This window comes from Pseudomonas sp. FP215 (genome assembly GCF_030687795.1).
GTDB lineage: Bacteria > Pseudomonadota > Gammaproteobacteria > Pseudomonadales > Pseudomonadaceae > Aquipseudomonas > Aquipseudomonas salmasensis.
Map to the genome: position 1 here is coordinate 6,436,590 of NZ_CP117447.1, position 15,271 is coordinate 6,451,860.

Consider the following 15,271-nt stretch of genomic DNA (forward strand, 5'->3'; position numbering starts at 1 on the left):
CGCACGATACGGGCGAGCTTCGCCGATTGCAAAGGATACTGATTTGATCACGGATCACGGTACGAAATATCCCCAGGCATCGTAGCCTGCTTCCCTACTGTCTCGGCAAACCCCCGCCGGACGGGTGTTGCGGCGCATAGGCAAGCTGGCGGGTGGTCGGTATACTCGGGCGCAATTAATGCATATTCAAGGATTTCGCCATGAAGCGCCTGATCTCTTCCCTTGCTGCGCTCGTCGCGGTCGCTTGCCTCGTTAGTGCCTGTGGCCAGAAAGGCCCGCTGTACCTGCCGGATGACAGCAAAGATCCAAACGAACAGGCGCAATCGTCGCAAAAGCCGTCAAAAGCCCATAAGCACGACACCTACTAAACCAAGGGAAACTTATGGACGCTTTTAACTACCGGGACGGCGAGCTGTTCGCGGAAGGCGTGGCCTTGTCCGCGATTGCCCAGCGCTTCGGCACCCCGACCTATGTGTACTCGCGTGCGCATATCGAAGCCCAATACCGCTCGTTCACCGACGCCCTCGACGGCGTGCCGCACCTGGTGTGCTACGCAGTCAAGGCCAACTCCAACCTGGGTGTACTCAATGTCCTGGCGCGTCTTGGCGCTGGTTTTGACATCGTGTCTCGTGGCGAGCTGGAACGCGTACTGGCCGCCGGCGGCCAGGCGGACAAAATCGTCTTCTCCGGCGTCGGCAAGAGCCGCGAAGACATGCGTCGCGCCCTGGAAGTCGGCGTGCATTGCTTCAACGTCGAATCCACCGACGAGCTGGAGCGCCTGCAAGTGGTCGCCGCCGAGATGGGCGTGCGTGCGCCGATCTCCCTGCGCGTCAACCCGGACGTCGACGCCGGCACCCACCCGTACATCTCCACCGGTCTCAAAGAGAACAAGTTCGGCATTGCCATCGCCGACGCCGAAGACGTGTACATCCGCGCCGCCCAACTGCCGAACCTGGAAGTGCTGGGTGTCGACTGCCATATCGGTTCGCAACTGACTACATTGCCACCGTTCCTGGATGCCCTCGACCGCCTGCTGGGGTTGATCGACCGCCTGGGCGAGTGCGGCATCTACCTGCACCACATCGACCTCGGTGGTGGCGTGGGTGTGCGTTATCGCGATGAAGAGCCGCCGCTGATTGCCGACTATATCCAGGCCGTGCGCGAGCGCATCGAAGGCCGCGACCTCACGCTGATGTTCGAGCCGGGCCGCTACATCGTCGCCAACGCTGGCGTGCTGCTGACCCAGGTCGAGTACCTCAAGCACACCGAACACAAGGATTTCGCCATCGTCGATGCGGCGATGAACGACCTGATCCGCCCGGCGCTGTACCAGGCCTGGATGGATGTCACCGCCGTGACGCCGCGCGCAAGCAAAGCCCGCGCCTATGACATCGTCGGGCCGATCTGCGAGACCGGCGACTTCCTGGCCAAGGATCGTGAGTTGGCGCTTGAGGAAGGTGACCTGCTGGCCGTGCATTCGGCCGGTGCCTACGGGTTTGTCATGAGTTCCAACTACAACACCCGCGGGCGTACCGCCGAGGTGCTGGTGGACGGTGATCAAGCATTTGAAGTGCGTCGCCGCGAGACGGTAGCCGAGTTGTATGCTGGCGAAAGCCTGCTGCCGGAGTAAGCCATGCTGCTGCGTTTTACCAAGATGCACGGGCTGGGTAATGATTTCATGGTCCTCGACCTGGTCAGCCAGCACGCGCACATCCTGCCCAAGCACGCCAAACAGTGGGGCGATCGCCACACCGGGATCGGGTTCGACCAGTTGCTGCTGGTCGAGGCGCCGAGCAACCCGGAGGTGGATTTTCGCTACCGAATCTTCAACTCCGACGGTTCTGAAGTGGAACAGTGCGGCAACGGCGCGCGCTGCTTTGCGCGCTTTGTGCTCGACAAACGCCTGACTGCCAAACGCCAGATACGCGTCGAAACCAAAGGTGGCGTGATCGAACTGGACATCCGCAACGATGGCCAGATCAGCGTCAACATGGGCGCGCCGCGCCTGGTGCCGGCGGATATTCCGTTCCAGGCCACCGAGCAGGCCCTCAGTTACTCGTTGGACGTAGATGGCAAAACCGTGGAGATCGCCGCCGTGTCCATGGGCAACCCCCATGCAGTGCTGCGGGTCACCGACATCAATAACGCCCCCGTGCACGAACTGGGGCTGAAGATCGAACATCACCCGCGCTTTCCGGCACGGGCCAATGTGGGCTTTTTGCAGATAATCGACCGTAACCGTGCGCAATTGCGCGTATGGGAACGCGGCGTCGGCGAAACCCAGGCTTGCGGCACCGGTGCTTGCGCCGCTGCCGTGGCCGCGATCAGCCAGGGGTGGATGGATTCGCCGCTGTTGATCGACCTGCCCGGTGGACGTTTGTCCATCGAATGGGCAGGCCCTGGCCACCCGGTGATGATGACCGGGCCGGCCACGCGTGTATACGAAGGACAGGTCCGTCTATGAGTGAGCCAAGCTAATGACCGATAAGCCTCAAGTACCCGCACACGCAACCCCGAGTGAAAGCCTGGAGGCCGCTGCTGTTGCGGCGTACCTTGAGGCTAACCCGGACTTCTTCGTCGAACACGAAGAACTGCTGCCAGCCCTGCGCATCCCTCACCAGCGCGGCGATACCGTGTCGCTGGTGGAGCGGCAGATGAAGATCCTGCGCGAGCGCAATATTGAAATGCGCCACCGGCTCTCTCATCTGATGGACGTGGCACGCGACAACGACCGTTTGTTCGACAAGACGCGCCGCCTGATTCTGACCCTGATGGATGCCACCAGCCTGGAAGAAACGGTGATCGCCGTGGAGGACAGCCTGCGTGAGGATTTCCAGGTGCCCTTCGTCAGCCTGATCCTGTTCAGCGACAACCCGATGCCGGTGGGTCGCTGGGTCACAGGTGGCGAGGCGCAGACGGCCATCGGCGGGCTGCTGTCCGAAGGCAAGACTGTCAGCGGCACTTTGCGCGAGCATGAGCTGGACTTCCTGTTTGGCGCCGAACAGCGCAAGCAGATCGGCTCTACGGCCGTCATCGCCCTCAGCCATCAAGGCTTGCACGGGGTACTGGCCATCGCCAGCCGCGACCCGGCGCACTACAAAAGCTCGGTGGGCACGCTGTTCCTGACCTATATCGCCGAAGTGCTGGGCCGCGTCCTGCCACGTCACACCACCACCCTGCGCGCGGTGCGCTGATCATGGAGCGGCAACTGGACGCTTACTGCGCTCACCTGCGCAATGAGCGCCAGGTGTCGCCCCATACGCTGGAAGCTTATCGGCGGGACTTGAACAAGGTCCTGGCCTATTGCGAAAAACAGCACGTCAGCAGTTGGAAAGCCCTGGATATCCAGGCCCTGCGCAGCCTGATCGCCCGGTTGCACCAGCAAGGCCAGTCCTCACGCAGCTTGTCTCGCCTGCTGTCGGCGGTGCGCGGCCTATATCACTACCTCAATCGCGAAGGCCTGTGCGACCACGACCCGGCCAATGGCCTGTCGCCGCCCAAAGGCGAACGGCGCCTGCCCAAGACCCTGGACACCGACCGCGCCCTGCAACTGCTCGACGGTGCCGTCGAGGATGACTTCCTGGCCCATCGCGACCAGGCCATCCTTGAGCTGTTCTATTCCTCGGGCCTGCGCCTGTCGGAGCTCACAGGCCTGAACCTCGATCAACTGGACCTCGCCGATGGCTTGGTGCAAGTGCTCGGCAAAGGCAGCAAGACCCGCGTACTGCCCGTGGGCAGGAAAGCCCGTGAAGCCTTGCAGCTATGGCTGCCGCTACGCCTGCTGACCAACCCGGCAGACGATGCTGTGTTTGTCAGCCAGCAAGGCCGGCGCCTGGGGCCACGGGCGATCCAACTGCGGGTCAAGGCCGCCGGCGAGCGCGAGCTGGGGCAGAATCTGCACCCGCACATGTTGCGTCATTCCTTTGCCAGCCACCTGCTCGAATCCTCCCAGGACCTGCGCGCCGTGCAGGAATTGCTCGGGCACTCGGATATCAAGACCACGCAAATCTACACCCACCTCGACTTCCAGCACCTGGCAACGGTGTACGACAGCGCCCATCCACGGGCCAAACGCATCAAGGGCGGCGACTCATGAGTATCAAGCTGATCACCTTCGACCTGGACGACACCCTCTGGGACAACGTACCCGTCATCATCAGCGCCGAAGCGTCGATGCGCGAATGGCTGGCGACCCACGCGTCCAAGGTCGGCGACCTGCCCCTTGAGCATTTTGCCAGCCTGCGTCAACAGGTGCTGCAGCGTCATCCCGAACTCAAGCACCGCATCAGCCTGCTGCGCCATCGCGTGCTAATGCATGCGTTCGAGGAGGCCGGTTATCCCCAGCCTGAGGCCACAGAGATGGCGGATGTCTGCTTCGAAGCGTTCATCCACGCACGTCACCAACTCACCGTGTTCCCGGAAGCCGAGCCGATGCTCAAGGCGCTGCGCCAGCACTTCCTGCTCGGCGTGATCACCAATGGCAATGCCGATGTGCAGCGCGTGGGCCTGGCGGACTACTTTCACTTTGCCCTGCGCGCTGAAGATATCGGCATCGCCAAGCCGGATGCACGGCTGTTTCAGGAGGCGCTGCAACGTGGCGGTGTGGACGCCAGCGCGGCTGTGCATGTGGGCGATCATCCTGGGGATGATATTGCCGGCGCGCAGCAGGCGGGGCTGCGGGCGGTGTGGTTCAACCCCACGGGCAAGGCCTGGGAAGGTGACAAGCACCCGGATGCGCAGATTCGCAGCCTGACGGACTTGCCGGAGTTGCTGCATAGCTGGCAGTAACACCATAGATCAAAAAATGTGGGAGCGGGCTTGCTCGCGAATGCGCAGTGTCAGTTGATACCTTCATCACTGACCCACCGCATTCGCGAGCAAGCCCGCTCCCACATTTGATTTGTGGTGACCTGAGAGATTTAATTCCAGGCATGAAAAAGCCCGCAGCGACGGCGGGCTTTTTCTTACAAGCAGGAGGCAGACCTCAGATAGGTCGGCTGCCGTACTTGTTATCCGGCTTCTTCGGTGGATCAGCCACCACGTTGGCCTCGACTTCCTGCACTTTGCCGCCTTTAGCGAGGAACTCTTCCATCGCACGGGCCAGGGCATCACGCTCTTTGTTCTTGGCTTCAACACTCGGCAACTCGTCTACCGAAACAGCCGCCTTGGCTTTGCCTTTGGCTTTGGGAGCCGCGTCATCGCCAACACTGTCATCGGCATCTTCCGCAACGTCGTCAGCCGCTACTGCTTCAAGACCGTCTTCGGTGTCGTCTTCATCACCTACTTCGAGGTCGTCTTGTTCCAGATCATCGTCGCTCATGTTCTACCTCATGACTTGCGAAAAGCAGATTAGTTATAGCCCAGCTTCACCCTCTGTCGAGGCCGCTGGAAAAAAATCAACATCCACAGGATTCCCTATGGCTTATGCCCCTTCACCGTGCAAGGTGGCGAGGACTTTACGAGCACCGCCATGATCACGGTGCTCGCCCAGATAAACACCTTGCCAGGTCCCTATCGCCAAGCGGCCGGCCTTGACCGGCAAACTCAACTGGCAGCCCAGCAGACTGGCCTTGAAGTGCGCCGGCAGATCATCCGGACCTTCGTCGTTATGTTCAAACCCTGCGCGACCTTGTGGCACCAGCAGGTTGAAAAAACGCTCGAAGTCACGGCGAACCGCCGGGTCGGCGTTCTCGTTGATGGTCAACGAGGCCGAGGTGTGCTGCAGCCACAGATGCAACAGGCCCACACGGCATGCCTTCAATTCAGGCAAGCCGGCAAGCAACTCGTCCGTTACCAAGTGAAAGCCCCGGGGCTTGGCCCGCAGGGTAATCAGGGTCTGTTGCCACATACAGTTCTCCGCCCATCGGCGCGCATTCTAGCGCGCTCTGAGAAAAAACAAAGGGCCGAATACGCCTTCATGCCTGTAAGACATTTGCACCCTTAAAAGTACTGTGTGGATCCCATCACAAACTCGATAAAAAACCCATGCACCTTTAGCCACAGACAAACGCCAGGCAAAAAAATGCCCGGCAAGCCGGGCATGTTTTTTCACGTAGTTACAAGTTGTAGCCGCGCTCGTTGTGCTGCGCCAGGTCGAGGCCTACCGCCTCTTCTTCTTCGGTGACACGCAGGCCCATGACCATGTCGAGCACCTTGAGGATGACGTAGGTCACGATCGCCGTGTAGATCACGGTGAAGCCCACCCCTTTGCACTGGATCCAGACTTGAGCTGCGATGTCGGTCACGGTGCCGAAGCCACCCAGTGCCGGGGCTGCGAACACACCGGTGAGGATCGCGCCGACGATACCGCCGATACCGTGCACGCCGAAAGCGTCCAGGGAGTCGTCATAACCCAGCTTGCGCTTGAGGCTGGTCGCGCAGAAGAAGCACACCACACCAGCGACCAGGCCAATCACCAGGGCGCCCATCGGGCCCACGGTGCCCGCTGCCGGCGTCACGGCGACGAGGCCGGCGACCACGCCCGAGGCGATGCCCAGTGCGCTTGGCTTGCCGTGGGTGATCCACTCGGCAAACATCCAGCCCAGGGCCGCAGCGGCGGTGGCGATCTGAGTCACCAGCATCGCCATGCCTGCGGTGCCGTTGGCCGCCGCAGCGGAACCGGCGTTGAAACCAAACCAGCCGATCCACAGCATGGCCGCACCCACCAGGGTATAGCCCAGGTTATGCGGGGCCATCGGAGTGGTCGGGAAGCCTTTACGCTTGCCGAGCACGATGCACGCCACCAGGCCAGCCACACCCGCGTTGATGTGCACGACGGTGCCGCCCGCGAAGTCCAGCACGCCCCAGTCCCACATCAGGCCGCCGTTGCCGCTCCAGACCATGTGCGCGATCGGTGCATAGACCAGGGTGAACCAGATAGCCATGAAGATCAGCATCGCGGAGAACTTCATACGCTCAGCGAAAGCACCGACGATCAGCGCCGGGGTGATGATGGCAAAGGTCATCTGGAAGGTGATGAACACGGCTTCCGGAAACAGCGCCGCCGGCCCGGTGATGCTGGCCGGGGTGACACCCGCCAGGAACGCCTTGCCCATGCCGCCGAAGAAGGAATTGAAATTGACCACGCCCTGTTCCATACCGGTGGTATCGAACGCGATGCTGTAGCCGTAGACGACCCAGAGGATGCTGATCAGGCCAGTGATGGCAAAGCACTGCATCATCACCGACAGAATGTTCTTGGAGCGGACCATGCCGCCGTAGAACAGCGCCAGGCCAGGGATGGTCATGAACAGCACCAGCGCGGTGGCGGTGAGCATCCAGGCGGTGTCGCCGGAATTGAGGACTGGAGCAGCCACTTCATCTGCCGCCATGGCCAGGCTTGGCATTACGATGGACAGCAGGGCTCCGAGCCCTGCGAATTTACGCAGAGTCATATTGTTTTCTCCTGGGGCGTTGGGGTTTGGCGGCTTAGATTGCGTCGGTATCGGTTTCGCCGGTACGGATGCGAATAGCCTGTTCCAGATTGACCACGAAGATCTTGCCGTCACCGATCTTGCCGGTGTTGGCCGCCTTGGTTATCGCCTCGATAACCCGGTCAAGATCCTTGTCGTCAATGGCGACGTCGATCTTCACCTTCGGCAGGAAATCGACCACGTATTCCGCGCCGCGATACAGCTCGGTGTGACCCTTCTGCCGACCGAAGCCCTTGACCTCAGTAACGGTAATGCCCTGCACGCCGATCTCGGACAGTGACTCGCGAACATCGTCCAACTTGAACGGCTTGATGATGGCAGTGACTAGCTTCATGAAAACTCTCTCCCGAATTTGGTGGACTTGCCCCAGGAAAACAAACCCGTCTCAAGTCTAAGCGCAGTGCCTGGCTTTGTAACGCATCGTCGCCTCGGCATTTGCCGTCGCGACGCCAGCGAACCACTGGTGACGAGCCCTGTACCCCGGATCCGTCGGCGCACTGCATTCGTCACAGCGACTGCATCAGTGCATGGGTCATGATCGTCTAAGCAGAAACCTTGCCAGCTCCGTAAAAACCACCGAAATCAATCCTTTGCCCGCTTGTGCCCACCTACGGGGCGCCTGCGCGGTCGCAATGCGCATCAAAACAGTGCGCGACCGCCCGCCCCAATGCGCGAAAACCGTGCGCAACGGGGCGTGAAAATGACTATAGACGCTGCGTGATACACTGCCGGCCAACTGTTTTCCGGAATATGTCCAATGCTCGCGCCCAAAGACTTCCTCGACGCCCTGAGCGGCCACGCCTCTCGCCTGTTCAGCGGCGACACCCCGCTGCCCCGCAATGAAATCGAAAGCCAGTTCAAGGCTTTGCTACAGAGTGGTTTCAGCAAGCTCGACCTGGTCAGCCGGGAAGAGTTTGACAGCCAGATGGTGGTGCTGGCCCGCACACGTGCGCGGCTGGAGAGCCTGGAGGCGAAGGTGGCTGAACTTGAAGCACGGTTGACGCCACCCTCTGCTGAATAAACACGGTGAGTGTGGGAGCTGGCTTGCCTGCGATGGCCATAGATATCTACACAATTTTGTAGGTTGTAGCAGCCAACGGTAACTACGATGCGAAGCGAGTCGCTCTTGATCTTGATCTGCTTGTGATCTTGATCTCAGGCGCCCCGTTAAACCACGCTGGCCGAACGCAGGCTTGAATTCGTGGGTAACCCGGCAGGACGCCGGGTTAGCCGCCCCGCGCCATGGATGGCGCGTGGCGGCGGCCCACGGATTCAAGACTGTGTTCGGGCACACCGAGCCTAAGCGAGGTGCCGAGTGGTGGGGCAAGAGCCCTTTGGTTACTTTGGGGCTTTTCCAAAGTGACCCGCCGTCAGGGCGGAACCCTAAGTGGCCGTTACCGCAGCAATGGATATGCACACAATCCAACTGTGTCGCCTGTCAGGTCGCATTCGCGAGCAAGCCAGCTCCCACATTTGTTTTGCGTTGCCGCCCGGATACGTTCTGTAAAACCTCCCCCGCCCCGCTCCATCCCACCTCGTCTACCCTTGAAAAAACCGCAGGAAGCGGCCCTCCCATTCAAGGAACGAGCATGTCCCTCGCCATCGTCCACAGCCGCGCCCAGGTCGGTGTAGAAGCCCCCGCCGTCACCGTCGAAGTGCATATGGCCAATGGCCTGCCGTCTCTCACCCTGGTGGGCTTGCCCGAAACCGCAGTGAAGGAAAGCAAAGACCGCGTGCGCAGTGCCATCCTCAACTCGGCGCTGCAATATCCGGCCCGCCGCATCACGCTCAATCTCGCGCCCGCCGACCTGCCCAAGGACGGCGGGCGTTTTGATCTGGCAATTGCCCTGGGCATTCTGGCGGCCAGTGTGCAGGTGCCGGCCTTGATGCTCGATGACGTGGAATGCCTTGGGGAATTGGCACTGTCCGGCGAGGTGCGCGCAGTGAAGGGCGTGTTGCCGGCCGCGCTGGCGGCGCGCAAGGCCGGGCGCACCGTGATAGTGCCGCGCGCCAATGCCGAGGAGGCGTGCCTGGCGTCAGGGTTGAAGGTGATTGCGGTGGATCACTTGCTGCAAGTGGTGGCGCACCTGAATGGGCATGTGCCGATTGAGCCCTATAGGTCCGACGGCTTGCTGTACATGAACAAGCCTTACCCGGACCTGAGTGAAGTACAGGGCCAACTCGCGGCCAAGCGCGCATTGCTGATCGCGGCGGCGGGCGCGCATAACCTGCTGTTCAGCGGGCCACCGGGTACCGGCAAGACCTTATTGGCCAGCCGGCTACCGGGTTTGCTGCCGCCGTTGAGCGAGCAGGAAGCACTGGAAGTGGCCGCTATCCAATCCGTGGTCAGCCTGGCACCGCTGAGCCATTGGCCCAACCGCCCGTTCCGTCAGCCACACCACTCGGCATCCGGGCCGGCACTGGTGGGTGGCGGCTCGAAGCCACAACCGGGGGAAATCACCCTGGCCCATCACGGGGTGTTGTTCCTGGATGAGCTGCCAGAGTTCGATCGCAAGGTGCTGGAGGTGCTGCGTGAGCCATTGGAGTCGGGGCATATCGTGATCTCCCGGGCCCGAGACCGTGTGAGCTTCCCGGCACGCTTTCAACTGGTCGCGGCGATGAACCCCTGCCCTTGCGGCTACATGGGCGAGCCCAGCGGGCGTTGCCGGTGTACGCCGGAGCAGATCCAGCGCTATCGCAACAAGCTATCCGGCCCTTTGCTGGACCGGATTGATTTGCACCTGACCGTCGCGCGGGAGGCCACTGCCCTGAGCCCCACTCAACAGGCGGGCGACACAACGGCCGATGCCTCGGTGCGGGTAGCGCAAGCACGCGAGCGCCAACAGCAACGCCAGGGGTGTGCCAATGCTTTTCTGGACCTGCCGGGGCTGCGCCAGCACTGCAAGCTGCCAAAGGTCGACGAGGGTTGGCTGGAGACCGCCTGCGAGCGGCTGACACTGTCACTGCGGGCGGCCCATCGGCTGCTGAAGGTGGCGCGCACCCTGGCGGACCTGGACCAGATGGACGCCATCACCCGTGACCATCTGAAGGAGGCCCTGCAATACCGCCCCACATCCGTGACTTGAGCCTTACGCAATATCAATGTGGGAGCGGTGCGTCAGCGAAACCGATCCACCTCATGGCGCAAGCCTGCCGCCAAGGTCTCCAGTTCCTTGGCGGTAACCGCCAGGTTCGACACCACTTCACGCTGCTCGCTGTTGGCCAGCGCAATGCTCTGCAGGTTGCTGCTGAGCAAGGTCGCGGTGCTGCTCTGCTCCTGGGTGGCGGTGGTGATCGCTGCGAACTGCTGGCCGGCCGAGCGGCTTTGCTCGTCGATACGCGCCAGGGCCGAGGCCACGTCGGCGTTGCGGGACAGGCCTTCCTGCATCAGCGCATTACCATGCTCCATGGTACTGATGGCGTTGCCGGTTTCCTGCTGGATGCTCTGGATCATGCCGGAGATTTCATCGGTGGCCTGGCGGGTGCGCGAAGCCAGGTTTCGCACTTCGTCGGCGACCACGGCGAAACCACGGCCTTGCTCGCCGGCGCGGGCGGCTTCGATGGCGGCGTTGAGCGCCAGCAGGTTGGTCTGTTCGGCGATGGCGGTAATCACCCCGACGATCCCGCCGATTTCCTGGGACCGCTGGCCCAGGGTGTTGATCACGGCAGCGGTGCTGTTCAGCGCGGTGGCGATATGTTCCAGGGACGATGAGGCCTCTTGCATCGAGGTGCGGCCAATACGGGTTTGCTGGGCATTCTCTTGAGCCAGGCGCTCGGTATTACCCATGTTGTCGGCAATATTCAGCGAGGTAGCACTGAACTCTTCCACCGCGCCAGCCATGCTGGTGATCTCGCCGGACTGCTGCTCCATGCCTTCGTAGGCACCACCAGACAAGCCCGACAACGCCTGGGCGCGGCTGTTAACCTGTTCGGCGGCAGTACGGATATGCGACACCATGGTCGACAGCGCTTCGCCCATCTGGTTGAAACTGCGCGCCAACTGGCCGATTTCGTCATGGCTGGACACATTGAGCCGCGCACTCAAATCCCCCGCACCCAGGGCCTGGGCCTGGCGCACCAGCTCGCTCAATGGCGCCAGCTTGCTGCGCAACAGCCACACCGCGGCGCCCACTGCCAGCAACATCGCCAGCACACTGCCGATCACCAGGCGGATGCCGACCTCCCAGGTCACGGCGCGAATCTCAGCCTTGGGCATGCTCGCTACCACCGCCCAAGGGCCGCCTTCGAACGGCACCGAAACGCTATAGAAATCTTCGTTCTTGTCACTCCAGAAACGGCCTGCACCCGGCTTTTTCGCCAGGTCGAGCATCACGGCAATCGCCTGATCCGGCGCTTGCACGCCAGCCGGCGGCACCAGCCAGTGCTTTTGCTCATCGAGCAGCGCGAGGGAGCCGGTCTGGCCAATGCGGAAGCGCTTGAGGTTTTCAAACTGGGCGTTCTGGGCATCGGTGTAATCGAAACCGATGAACAGCACGGCGATGACCTGGCCACTGCTGTCACGCACGGGGCTGTATTGGGTCATATAGGAGCGGTCGAACAACACGGCACGGCCGATGTAGGTCTGGCCGCTCACAACGCGCTGGTAGGCCGCGCCCTGACGGTCAAGCACGGTGCCAATGGCGCGATTGCCATCCTGCTTGGCCAGGGAGGTGCTGACGCGGATAAAGTCGTCGCCGCTGCGCACGAACACCGTGGCCACGCCACCGGACATCTGCTTGAACTCATCCACTTCTTCGAAGTTGTTGTTCAGCACCTCGTTGCCCAGGTAGAGGCTCGGCGTCTGCACGCCGGCCACGGCCACGGGTTGGTCCGCACGCACACTCAAGCCTGCGCCGAAGCGCTTTTCAAACAGCCCGCTCAAACGCTGGGTGCTTTCGCGCAGGGTGCTGTGGAAGGTGTTGAGTTGGTCGGCGAGCAAACGCGCCTCGCTGGCCAGGTGCTCCTCGCGGGTGGCGAGGTTGGCGGAGTCGAGGGTACGCAAGGCAAAGACCGTACTGCCGCTGATGACGACAGCGAGAATCACGGCGAGTGCGAGGCCTAACTGGGAGGCAATCCGGGCACGGGGTTGAGACATGACAGCTCCTGGCCGAGGCCAGGATCATCCTGATCTCATAGCGCTGCTCGGCAAATTATCTAGTGGGAAACGTTGATGCACGATGGTTCCAACCCCCTTCTTCGGCGGCATTTGGCAATACTTGAGCGAATCACAGGGGTATCCCGCAAACGATTGCACTAACAACTCGCCGCCACTCAATCGAGGCGTTCGACCTGGGGCAATTCCATCGCCTTGACTTCACCCTGAAGAAATTCCGCCAGCCGTCGCAAGCGCTCACCACCGGGGCGGGTTTTCGGCCATACCAGGTAGTAGCTTTCCCCGCTGGCGACCGCCGTCGGCCAAGGCAGGCTCAAGCGCCCCTGTGCTACATCTTCGGCCACCATCAGCAAATCACCCATGGAGACGCCATAGCCTCGGGCGGCGGCGATCATGCCCAGCTCAAGCGTGTCGAACACTTGCCCGCCCTTGAGTGAAACCTGAGACGACAGCCCCATGCGCTGCAACCAGTAACGCCAGTCGCGACGGTCCGGGGTTGGGTGCAGCAGTTCGGCGGTTGCCAACCGCGTCACGTCCCAGGGGCCGTCGTCCAGCAGATTGGGCGCTCCCACCGGGATCAGCATTTCAGCAAACAGATAACTGGCCTCCCAGTCCGCCGGAAAGTGCCCGTTGCTGAGCAACACCGCGCAGTCGAAAGGTTCTTGGTTGAAGTCCACTTCGTCGATGCTCATCCACGCACTGGTGAGCTGCACCTCATTGCCCGGCTGCAAGGCCCGGAAGCGACTCAGCCGCGCCAGCAGCCAGCGCATGGTCAAGGTGGACGGCGCCTTCATACGCAGGATGTCATCTTCGGCATTCAAGGTATGGCAAGCACGCTCCAGGGCAGCGAAGCCTTCCCGTACGCCAGGCAGCAACAAGCGCGCCGCTTCCGTGAGCTGCAATGTGCGACCGCTGCGCTGGAACAATCGGCAGGCAAAATAATCTTCGAGCGTGCGGATATGCCGGCTGATCGCACTTTGGGTAATCGACAATTCTTCAGCCGCACGGGTAAACGAGTGGTGGCGGGAGGCGGCTTCAAATGCCCGCAAGGCGTAAAGAGGAGGAAGACGACGGGACATGCTGAAAGCTCCGACTGCGCAATCTGGAAACCCTACCAGAATCGCTCAAGTATGAGTTTTAATCATGCCAACGATCGCTTTTATCCTTTTGTGCAATGGGCTGAATGCGCCGAGAATCAAACCTTCCCCACCTTCCTGACTATTCGAGTGTGATGATCATGCAACATCCGGCACGTACCGAACTCTGGGCCATTCTGCGGCTATCGGGGCCGTTGATTGCCTCACAGTTGGCGCACATGCTGATGGTGCTGACCGACACCCTGATGATGGCGCGCCTGAGCCCCGAGGCCCTGGCCGGCGGAGGCCTGGGCGCGGCGAGCTATTCGTTCGTGGCGATCTTCTGCATCGGCGTGATTGCAGCCGTGGGCACCCTCGTCGCCATTCGCCATGGCGCCGGCGATATCGACGGCGCCACTCGCCTGACCCAGGCCGGGCTGTGGCTGGCGTGGTTGATGGCCCTGGCGGCGGCGCTGCTGCTATGGAACTTGAAGCCGGTGCTGTTGATGTTCGGCCAGACCGAAACCAACGTGCAGGCAGCCGGGCAATTCCTGACGATCCTGCCCTTTGCCCTGCCCGGCTACCTGAGCTTCATGGCCCTGCGCGGCTTTACCAGCGCCATCGGCAAGGCCACCCCGGTGATGGTGATCAGCCTGTGCGGCACCGTGGTCAACTACCTGCTCAACCATGCGCTGATCGAAGGCATGTTCGGCCTGCCGAAACTGGGCCTGATGGGCATCGGCCTGGTGACCGCCATCGTCGCCAATGGCATGGCGCTGGCATTGATGTGGTACATCCGCAGCAACCGCGCCTACGCCGCTTACCCGCTGGGCACCGGCCTGCTGCGTCTGAATACCCATTACCTGCGCGAACTGTGGCGCCTGGGCCTGCCGATTGGCGGCACCTATGCGGTAGAGGTCGGGTTGTTTGCCTTTGCAGCGTTATGCATGGGCACCATGGGCAGCACGCAGTTGGCGGCGCATCAGATCGCCCTGCAGATTGTCTCGGTGGCCTTCATGGTGCCGGCGGGGATGTCCTACGCGGTGACCATGCGCATCGGTCAGCACTACGGCGCCGGGCAGTTGCTGCAAGCACGCTTGGCCGGACGGGTCGGCATAGGGTTCGGCGCCATGGTGATGTTGGGGTTTGCCGCGGTGCTGTGGCTGTTTTCCGACCCGCTGATCGGACTGTTCCTCGACCATGACGACCCGGCATTCCATGACGTCATCGTGCTGGCAGTGAGCCTACTGGCCGTCGCTGCCTGGTTCGAATTGTTCGACGGCGTGCAGACCATCGCCATGGGTTGTATCCGTGGCTTGAAGGACGCCAAGACCACCTTCCTGGTGGGGCTGGGTTGCTATTGGCTGATTGGTGCACCGTCGGCCTGGTTGATGGCGTTCACCCTGGGCTGGGGACCAACCGGCGTCTGGTGGGGCCTGGCACTAGGCCTGGCGTGTGCAGCGGTGAGCCTGACCTGGGCGTTTGAGGCGAAGATGAAGCGGATGATTCGCCAAGAGCCAGATGCTCCTGTTGGTTTCCAAGCGGCACTGCCTGACTAGCGAGTGCACGCGGTCCATGTGGAGGCTGGCTTGCCTGCGATAGCGGTAGTGAATCCAACACCGCCATCGCAGCATAGGATCTACACAACT

15 protein-coding genes are annotated in these 15,271 nt (G+C 61.7%); 9 read left to right on the forward strand and 6 right to left on the reverse strand.

The window, feature by feature from the left end:
• Positions 1 to 200 precede the first annotated feature (200 nt).
• Genes PSH76_RS29360 through PSH76_RS29385 form a run of 6 tightly spaced genes read left to right on the forward strand, consistent with a single transcriptional unit; the run spans position 201 to position 4,788 of the window.
• Positions 201 to 368 carry a lipoprotein gene (locus PSH76_RS29360; protein ID WP_003195417.1) on the forward strand — a complete coding sequence of 56 codons (168 nt, stop codon included), beginning with the start codon at positions 201 to 203 and terminating at the stop codon, positions 366 to 368.
• 14 nt (positions 369 to 382) lie between these two features.
• Positions 383 to 1,630, forward strand: a complete 1,248-nt coding sequence (gene lysA, locus PSH76_RS29365; protein ID WP_032894563.1) for a diaminopimelate decarboxylase — start codon at positions 383 to 385, stop codon at positions 1,628 to 1,630.
• Positions 1,631 to 1,633: 3 nt separating this feature from the next.
• A complete protein-coding gene (gene dapF, locus PSH76_RS29370) occupies positions 1,634 to 2,464 on the forward strand; it encodes a diaminopimelate epimerase (RefSeq protein WP_305493345.1) in 831 nt (276 codons plus the stop codon).
• 13 nt (positions 2,465 to 2,477) lie between these two features.
• Entirely contained in the window at positions 2,478 to 3,194 is a 717-nt protein-coding gene (locus tag PSH76_RS29375; RefSeq protein ID WP_014720458.1) for a DUF484 family protein, read from the forward strand.
• Between the two features lie 2 nt (positions 3,195 to 3,196).
• Positions 3,197 to 4,096, forward strand: coding sequence for a tyrosine recombinase XerC (gene xerC / locus PSH76_RS29380; protein WP_056790979.1), 900 nt, complete (start codon positions 3,197 to 3,199; stop codon positions 4,094 to 4,096).
• Positions 4,093 to 4,788: an HAD family hydrolase gene (locus PSH76_RS29385; protein WP_305493346.1), complete on the forward strand. Its 696-nt coding sequence runs from the start codon at positions 4,093 to 4,095 to the stop codon at positions 4,786 to 4,788. The genes xerC and PSH76_RS29385 overlap by 4 nt, the downstream gene beginning before the upstream one ends.
• Positions 4,789 to 4,984: 196 nt before the next feature.
• Here the strand turns inward: PSH76_RS29385 and sutA are convergent, their stop codons facing one another.
• The 4 genes from sutA to glnK all read right to left on the reverse strand — a co-directional run bounded on the left by sutA (position 4,985) and on the right by glnK (position 7,767).
• Positions 4,985 to 5,320 carry a transcriptional regulator SutA gene (sutA, locus tag PSH76_RS29390; RefSeq protein ID WP_003195427.1) on the reverse strand — a complete coding sequence of 112 codons (336 nt, stop codon included), beginning with the start codon at positions 5,318 to 5,320 and terminating at the stop codon, positions 4,985 to 4,987.
• 102 nt (positions 5,321 to 5,422) lie between these two features.
• The gene (locus tag PSH76_RS29395) at positions 5,423 to 5,848 is read right to left on the reverse strand and encodes a secondary thiamine-phosphate synthase enzyme YjbQ (RefSeq protein WP_032894557.1); all 426 of its coding nucleotides are present in this window, start codon (positions 5,846 to 5,848) and stop codon (positions 5,423 to 5,425) included.
• A gap of 208 nt (positions 5,849 to 6,056) precedes the next feature.
• On the reverse strand, positions 6,057 to 7,394 hold the full coding sequence (locus PSH76_RS29400; protein WP_020302863.1) for an ammonium transporter: 1,338 nt from the start codon (positions 7,392 to 7,394) through the stop codon (positions 6,057 to 6,059).
• A gap of 34 nt (positions 7,395 to 7,428) precedes the next feature.
• The gene (gene glnK / locus PSH76_RS29405; protein WP_002555808.1) at positions 7,429 to 7,767 is read right to left on the reverse strand and encodes a P-II family nitrogen regulator; all 339 of its coding nucleotides are present in this window, start codon (positions 7,765 to 7,767) and stop codon (positions 7,429 to 7,431) included.
• Positions 7,768 to 8,190: 423 nt separating this feature from the next.
• Between glnK and PSH76_RS29410 the strand changes: the two genes are divergently transcribed.
• Complete coding sequence (locus PSH76_RS29410) at positions 8,191 to 8,454, forward strand: accessory factor UbiK family protein (protein ID WP_003195432.1); 264 nt, start codon at positions 8,191 to 8,193, stop codon at positions 8,452 to 8,454.
• Positions 8,455 to 9,022: 568 nt separating this feature from the next.
• Positions 9,023 to 10,519 (forward strand): YifB family Mg chelatase-like AAA ATPase, encoded by a 1,497-nt coding sequence (locus tag PSH76_RS29415; RefSeq protein ID WP_138762007.1) that lies wholly within the window; start codon positions 9,023 to 9,025, stop codon positions 10,517 to 10,519.
• Between the two features lie 32 nt (positions 10,520 to 10,551).
• On the opposite strand, the gene PSH76_RS29420 is transcribed toward PSH76_RS29415, so the two are convergent.
• On the reverse strand, positions 10,552 to 12,528 hold the full coding sequence (locus PSH76_RS29420) for a methyl-accepting chemotaxis protein (protein WP_138762006.1): 1,977 nt from the start codon (positions 12,526 to 12,528) through the stop codon (positions 10,552 to 10,554).
• Between the two features lie 176 nt (positions 12,529 to 12,704).
• Positions 12,705 to 13,625 (reverse strand): LysR substrate-binding domain-containing protein, encoded by a 921-nt coding sequence (locus tag PSH76_RS29425; protein ID WP_003195439.1) that lies wholly within the window; start codon positions 13,623 to 13,625, stop codon positions 12,705 to 12,707.
• A gap of 152 nt (positions 13,626 to 13,777) precedes the next feature.
• Between PSH76_RS29425 and PSH76_RS29430 the strand changes: the two genes are divergently transcribed.
• Positions 13,778 to 15,181, forward strand: a complete 1,404-nt coding sequence (locus PSH76_RS29430; RefSeq protein ID WP_138762005.1) for a NorM family multidrug efflux MATE transporter — start codon at positions 13,778 to 13,780, stop codon at positions 15,179 to 15,181.
• Positions 15,182 to 15,271: the final 90 nt, after the last annotated feature.

What these genes read in the sequence shown, in the direction of transcription:
- PSH76_RS29400 (WP_020302863.1), bottom strand. Translation starts at nt 7,394, where the DNA reads ATGACTCTGCGTAAATTCGCAGGGCTCGGAGCCCTGCTGTCCATCGTA.
- PSH76_RS29410 (WP_003195432.1), top strand. Translation starts at nt 8,191, where the DNA reads ATGCTCGCGCCCAAAGACTTCCTCGACGCCCTGAGCGGCCACGCCTCT.
- xerC (WP_056790979.1), top strand. Translation starts at nt 3,197, where the DNA reads ATGGAGCGGCAACTGGACGCTTACTGCGCTCACCTGCGCAATGAGCGC.
- PSH76_RS29420 (WP_138762006.1), bottom strand. Translation starts at nt 12,528, where the DNA reads ATGTCTCAACCCCGTGCCCGGATTGCCTCCCAGTTAGGCCTCGCACTC.
- PSH76_RS29395 (WP_032894557.1), bottom strand. Translation starts at nt 5,848, where the DNA reads ATGTGGCAACAGACCCTGATTACCCTGCGGGCCAAGCCCCGGGGCTTT.
- PSH76_RS29360 (WP_003195417.1), top strand. Translation starts at nt 201, where the DNA reads ATGAAGCGCCTGATCTCTTCCCTTGCTGCGCTCGTCGCGGTCGCTTGC.
- lysA (WP_032894563.1), top strand. Translation starts at nt 383, where the DNA reads ATGGACGCTTTTAACTACCGGGACGGCGAGCTGTTCGCGGAAGGCGTG.
- PSH76_RS29415 (WP_138762007.1), top strand. Translation starts at nt 9,023, where the DNA reads ATGTCCCTCGCCATCGTCCACAGCCGCGCCCAGGTCGGTGTAGAAGCC.
- sutA (WP_003195427.1), bottom strand. Translation starts at nt 5,320, where the DNA reads ATGAGCGACGATGATCTGGAACAAGACGACCTCGAAGTAGGTGATGAA.
- dapF (WP_305493345.1), top strand. Translation starts at nt 1,634, where the DNA reads ATGCTGCTGCGTTTTACCAAGATGCACGGGCTGGGTAATGATTTCATG.
- PSH76_RS29425 (WP_003195439.1), bottom strand. Translation starts at nt 13,625, where the DNA reads ATGTCCCGTCGTCTTCCTCCTCTTTACGCCTTGCGGGCATTTGAAGCC.
- PSH76_RS29385 (WP_305493346.1), top strand. Translation starts at nt 4,093, where the DNA reads ATGAGTATCAAGCTGATCACCTTCGACCTGGACGACACCCTCTGGGAC.
- glnK (WP_002555808.1), bottom strand. Translation starts at nt 7,767, where the DNA reads ATGAAGCTAGTCACTGCCATCATCAAGCCGTTCAAGTTGGACGATGTT.
- PSH76_RS29375 (WP_014720458.1), top strand. Translation starts at nt 2,478, where the DNA reads ATGACCGATAAGCCTCAAGTACCCGCACACGCAACCCCGAGTGAAAGC.
- PSH76_RS29430 (WP_138762005.1), top strand. Translation starts at nt 13,778, where the DNA reads ATGATCATGCAACATCCGGCACGTACCGAACTCTGGGCCATTCTGCGG.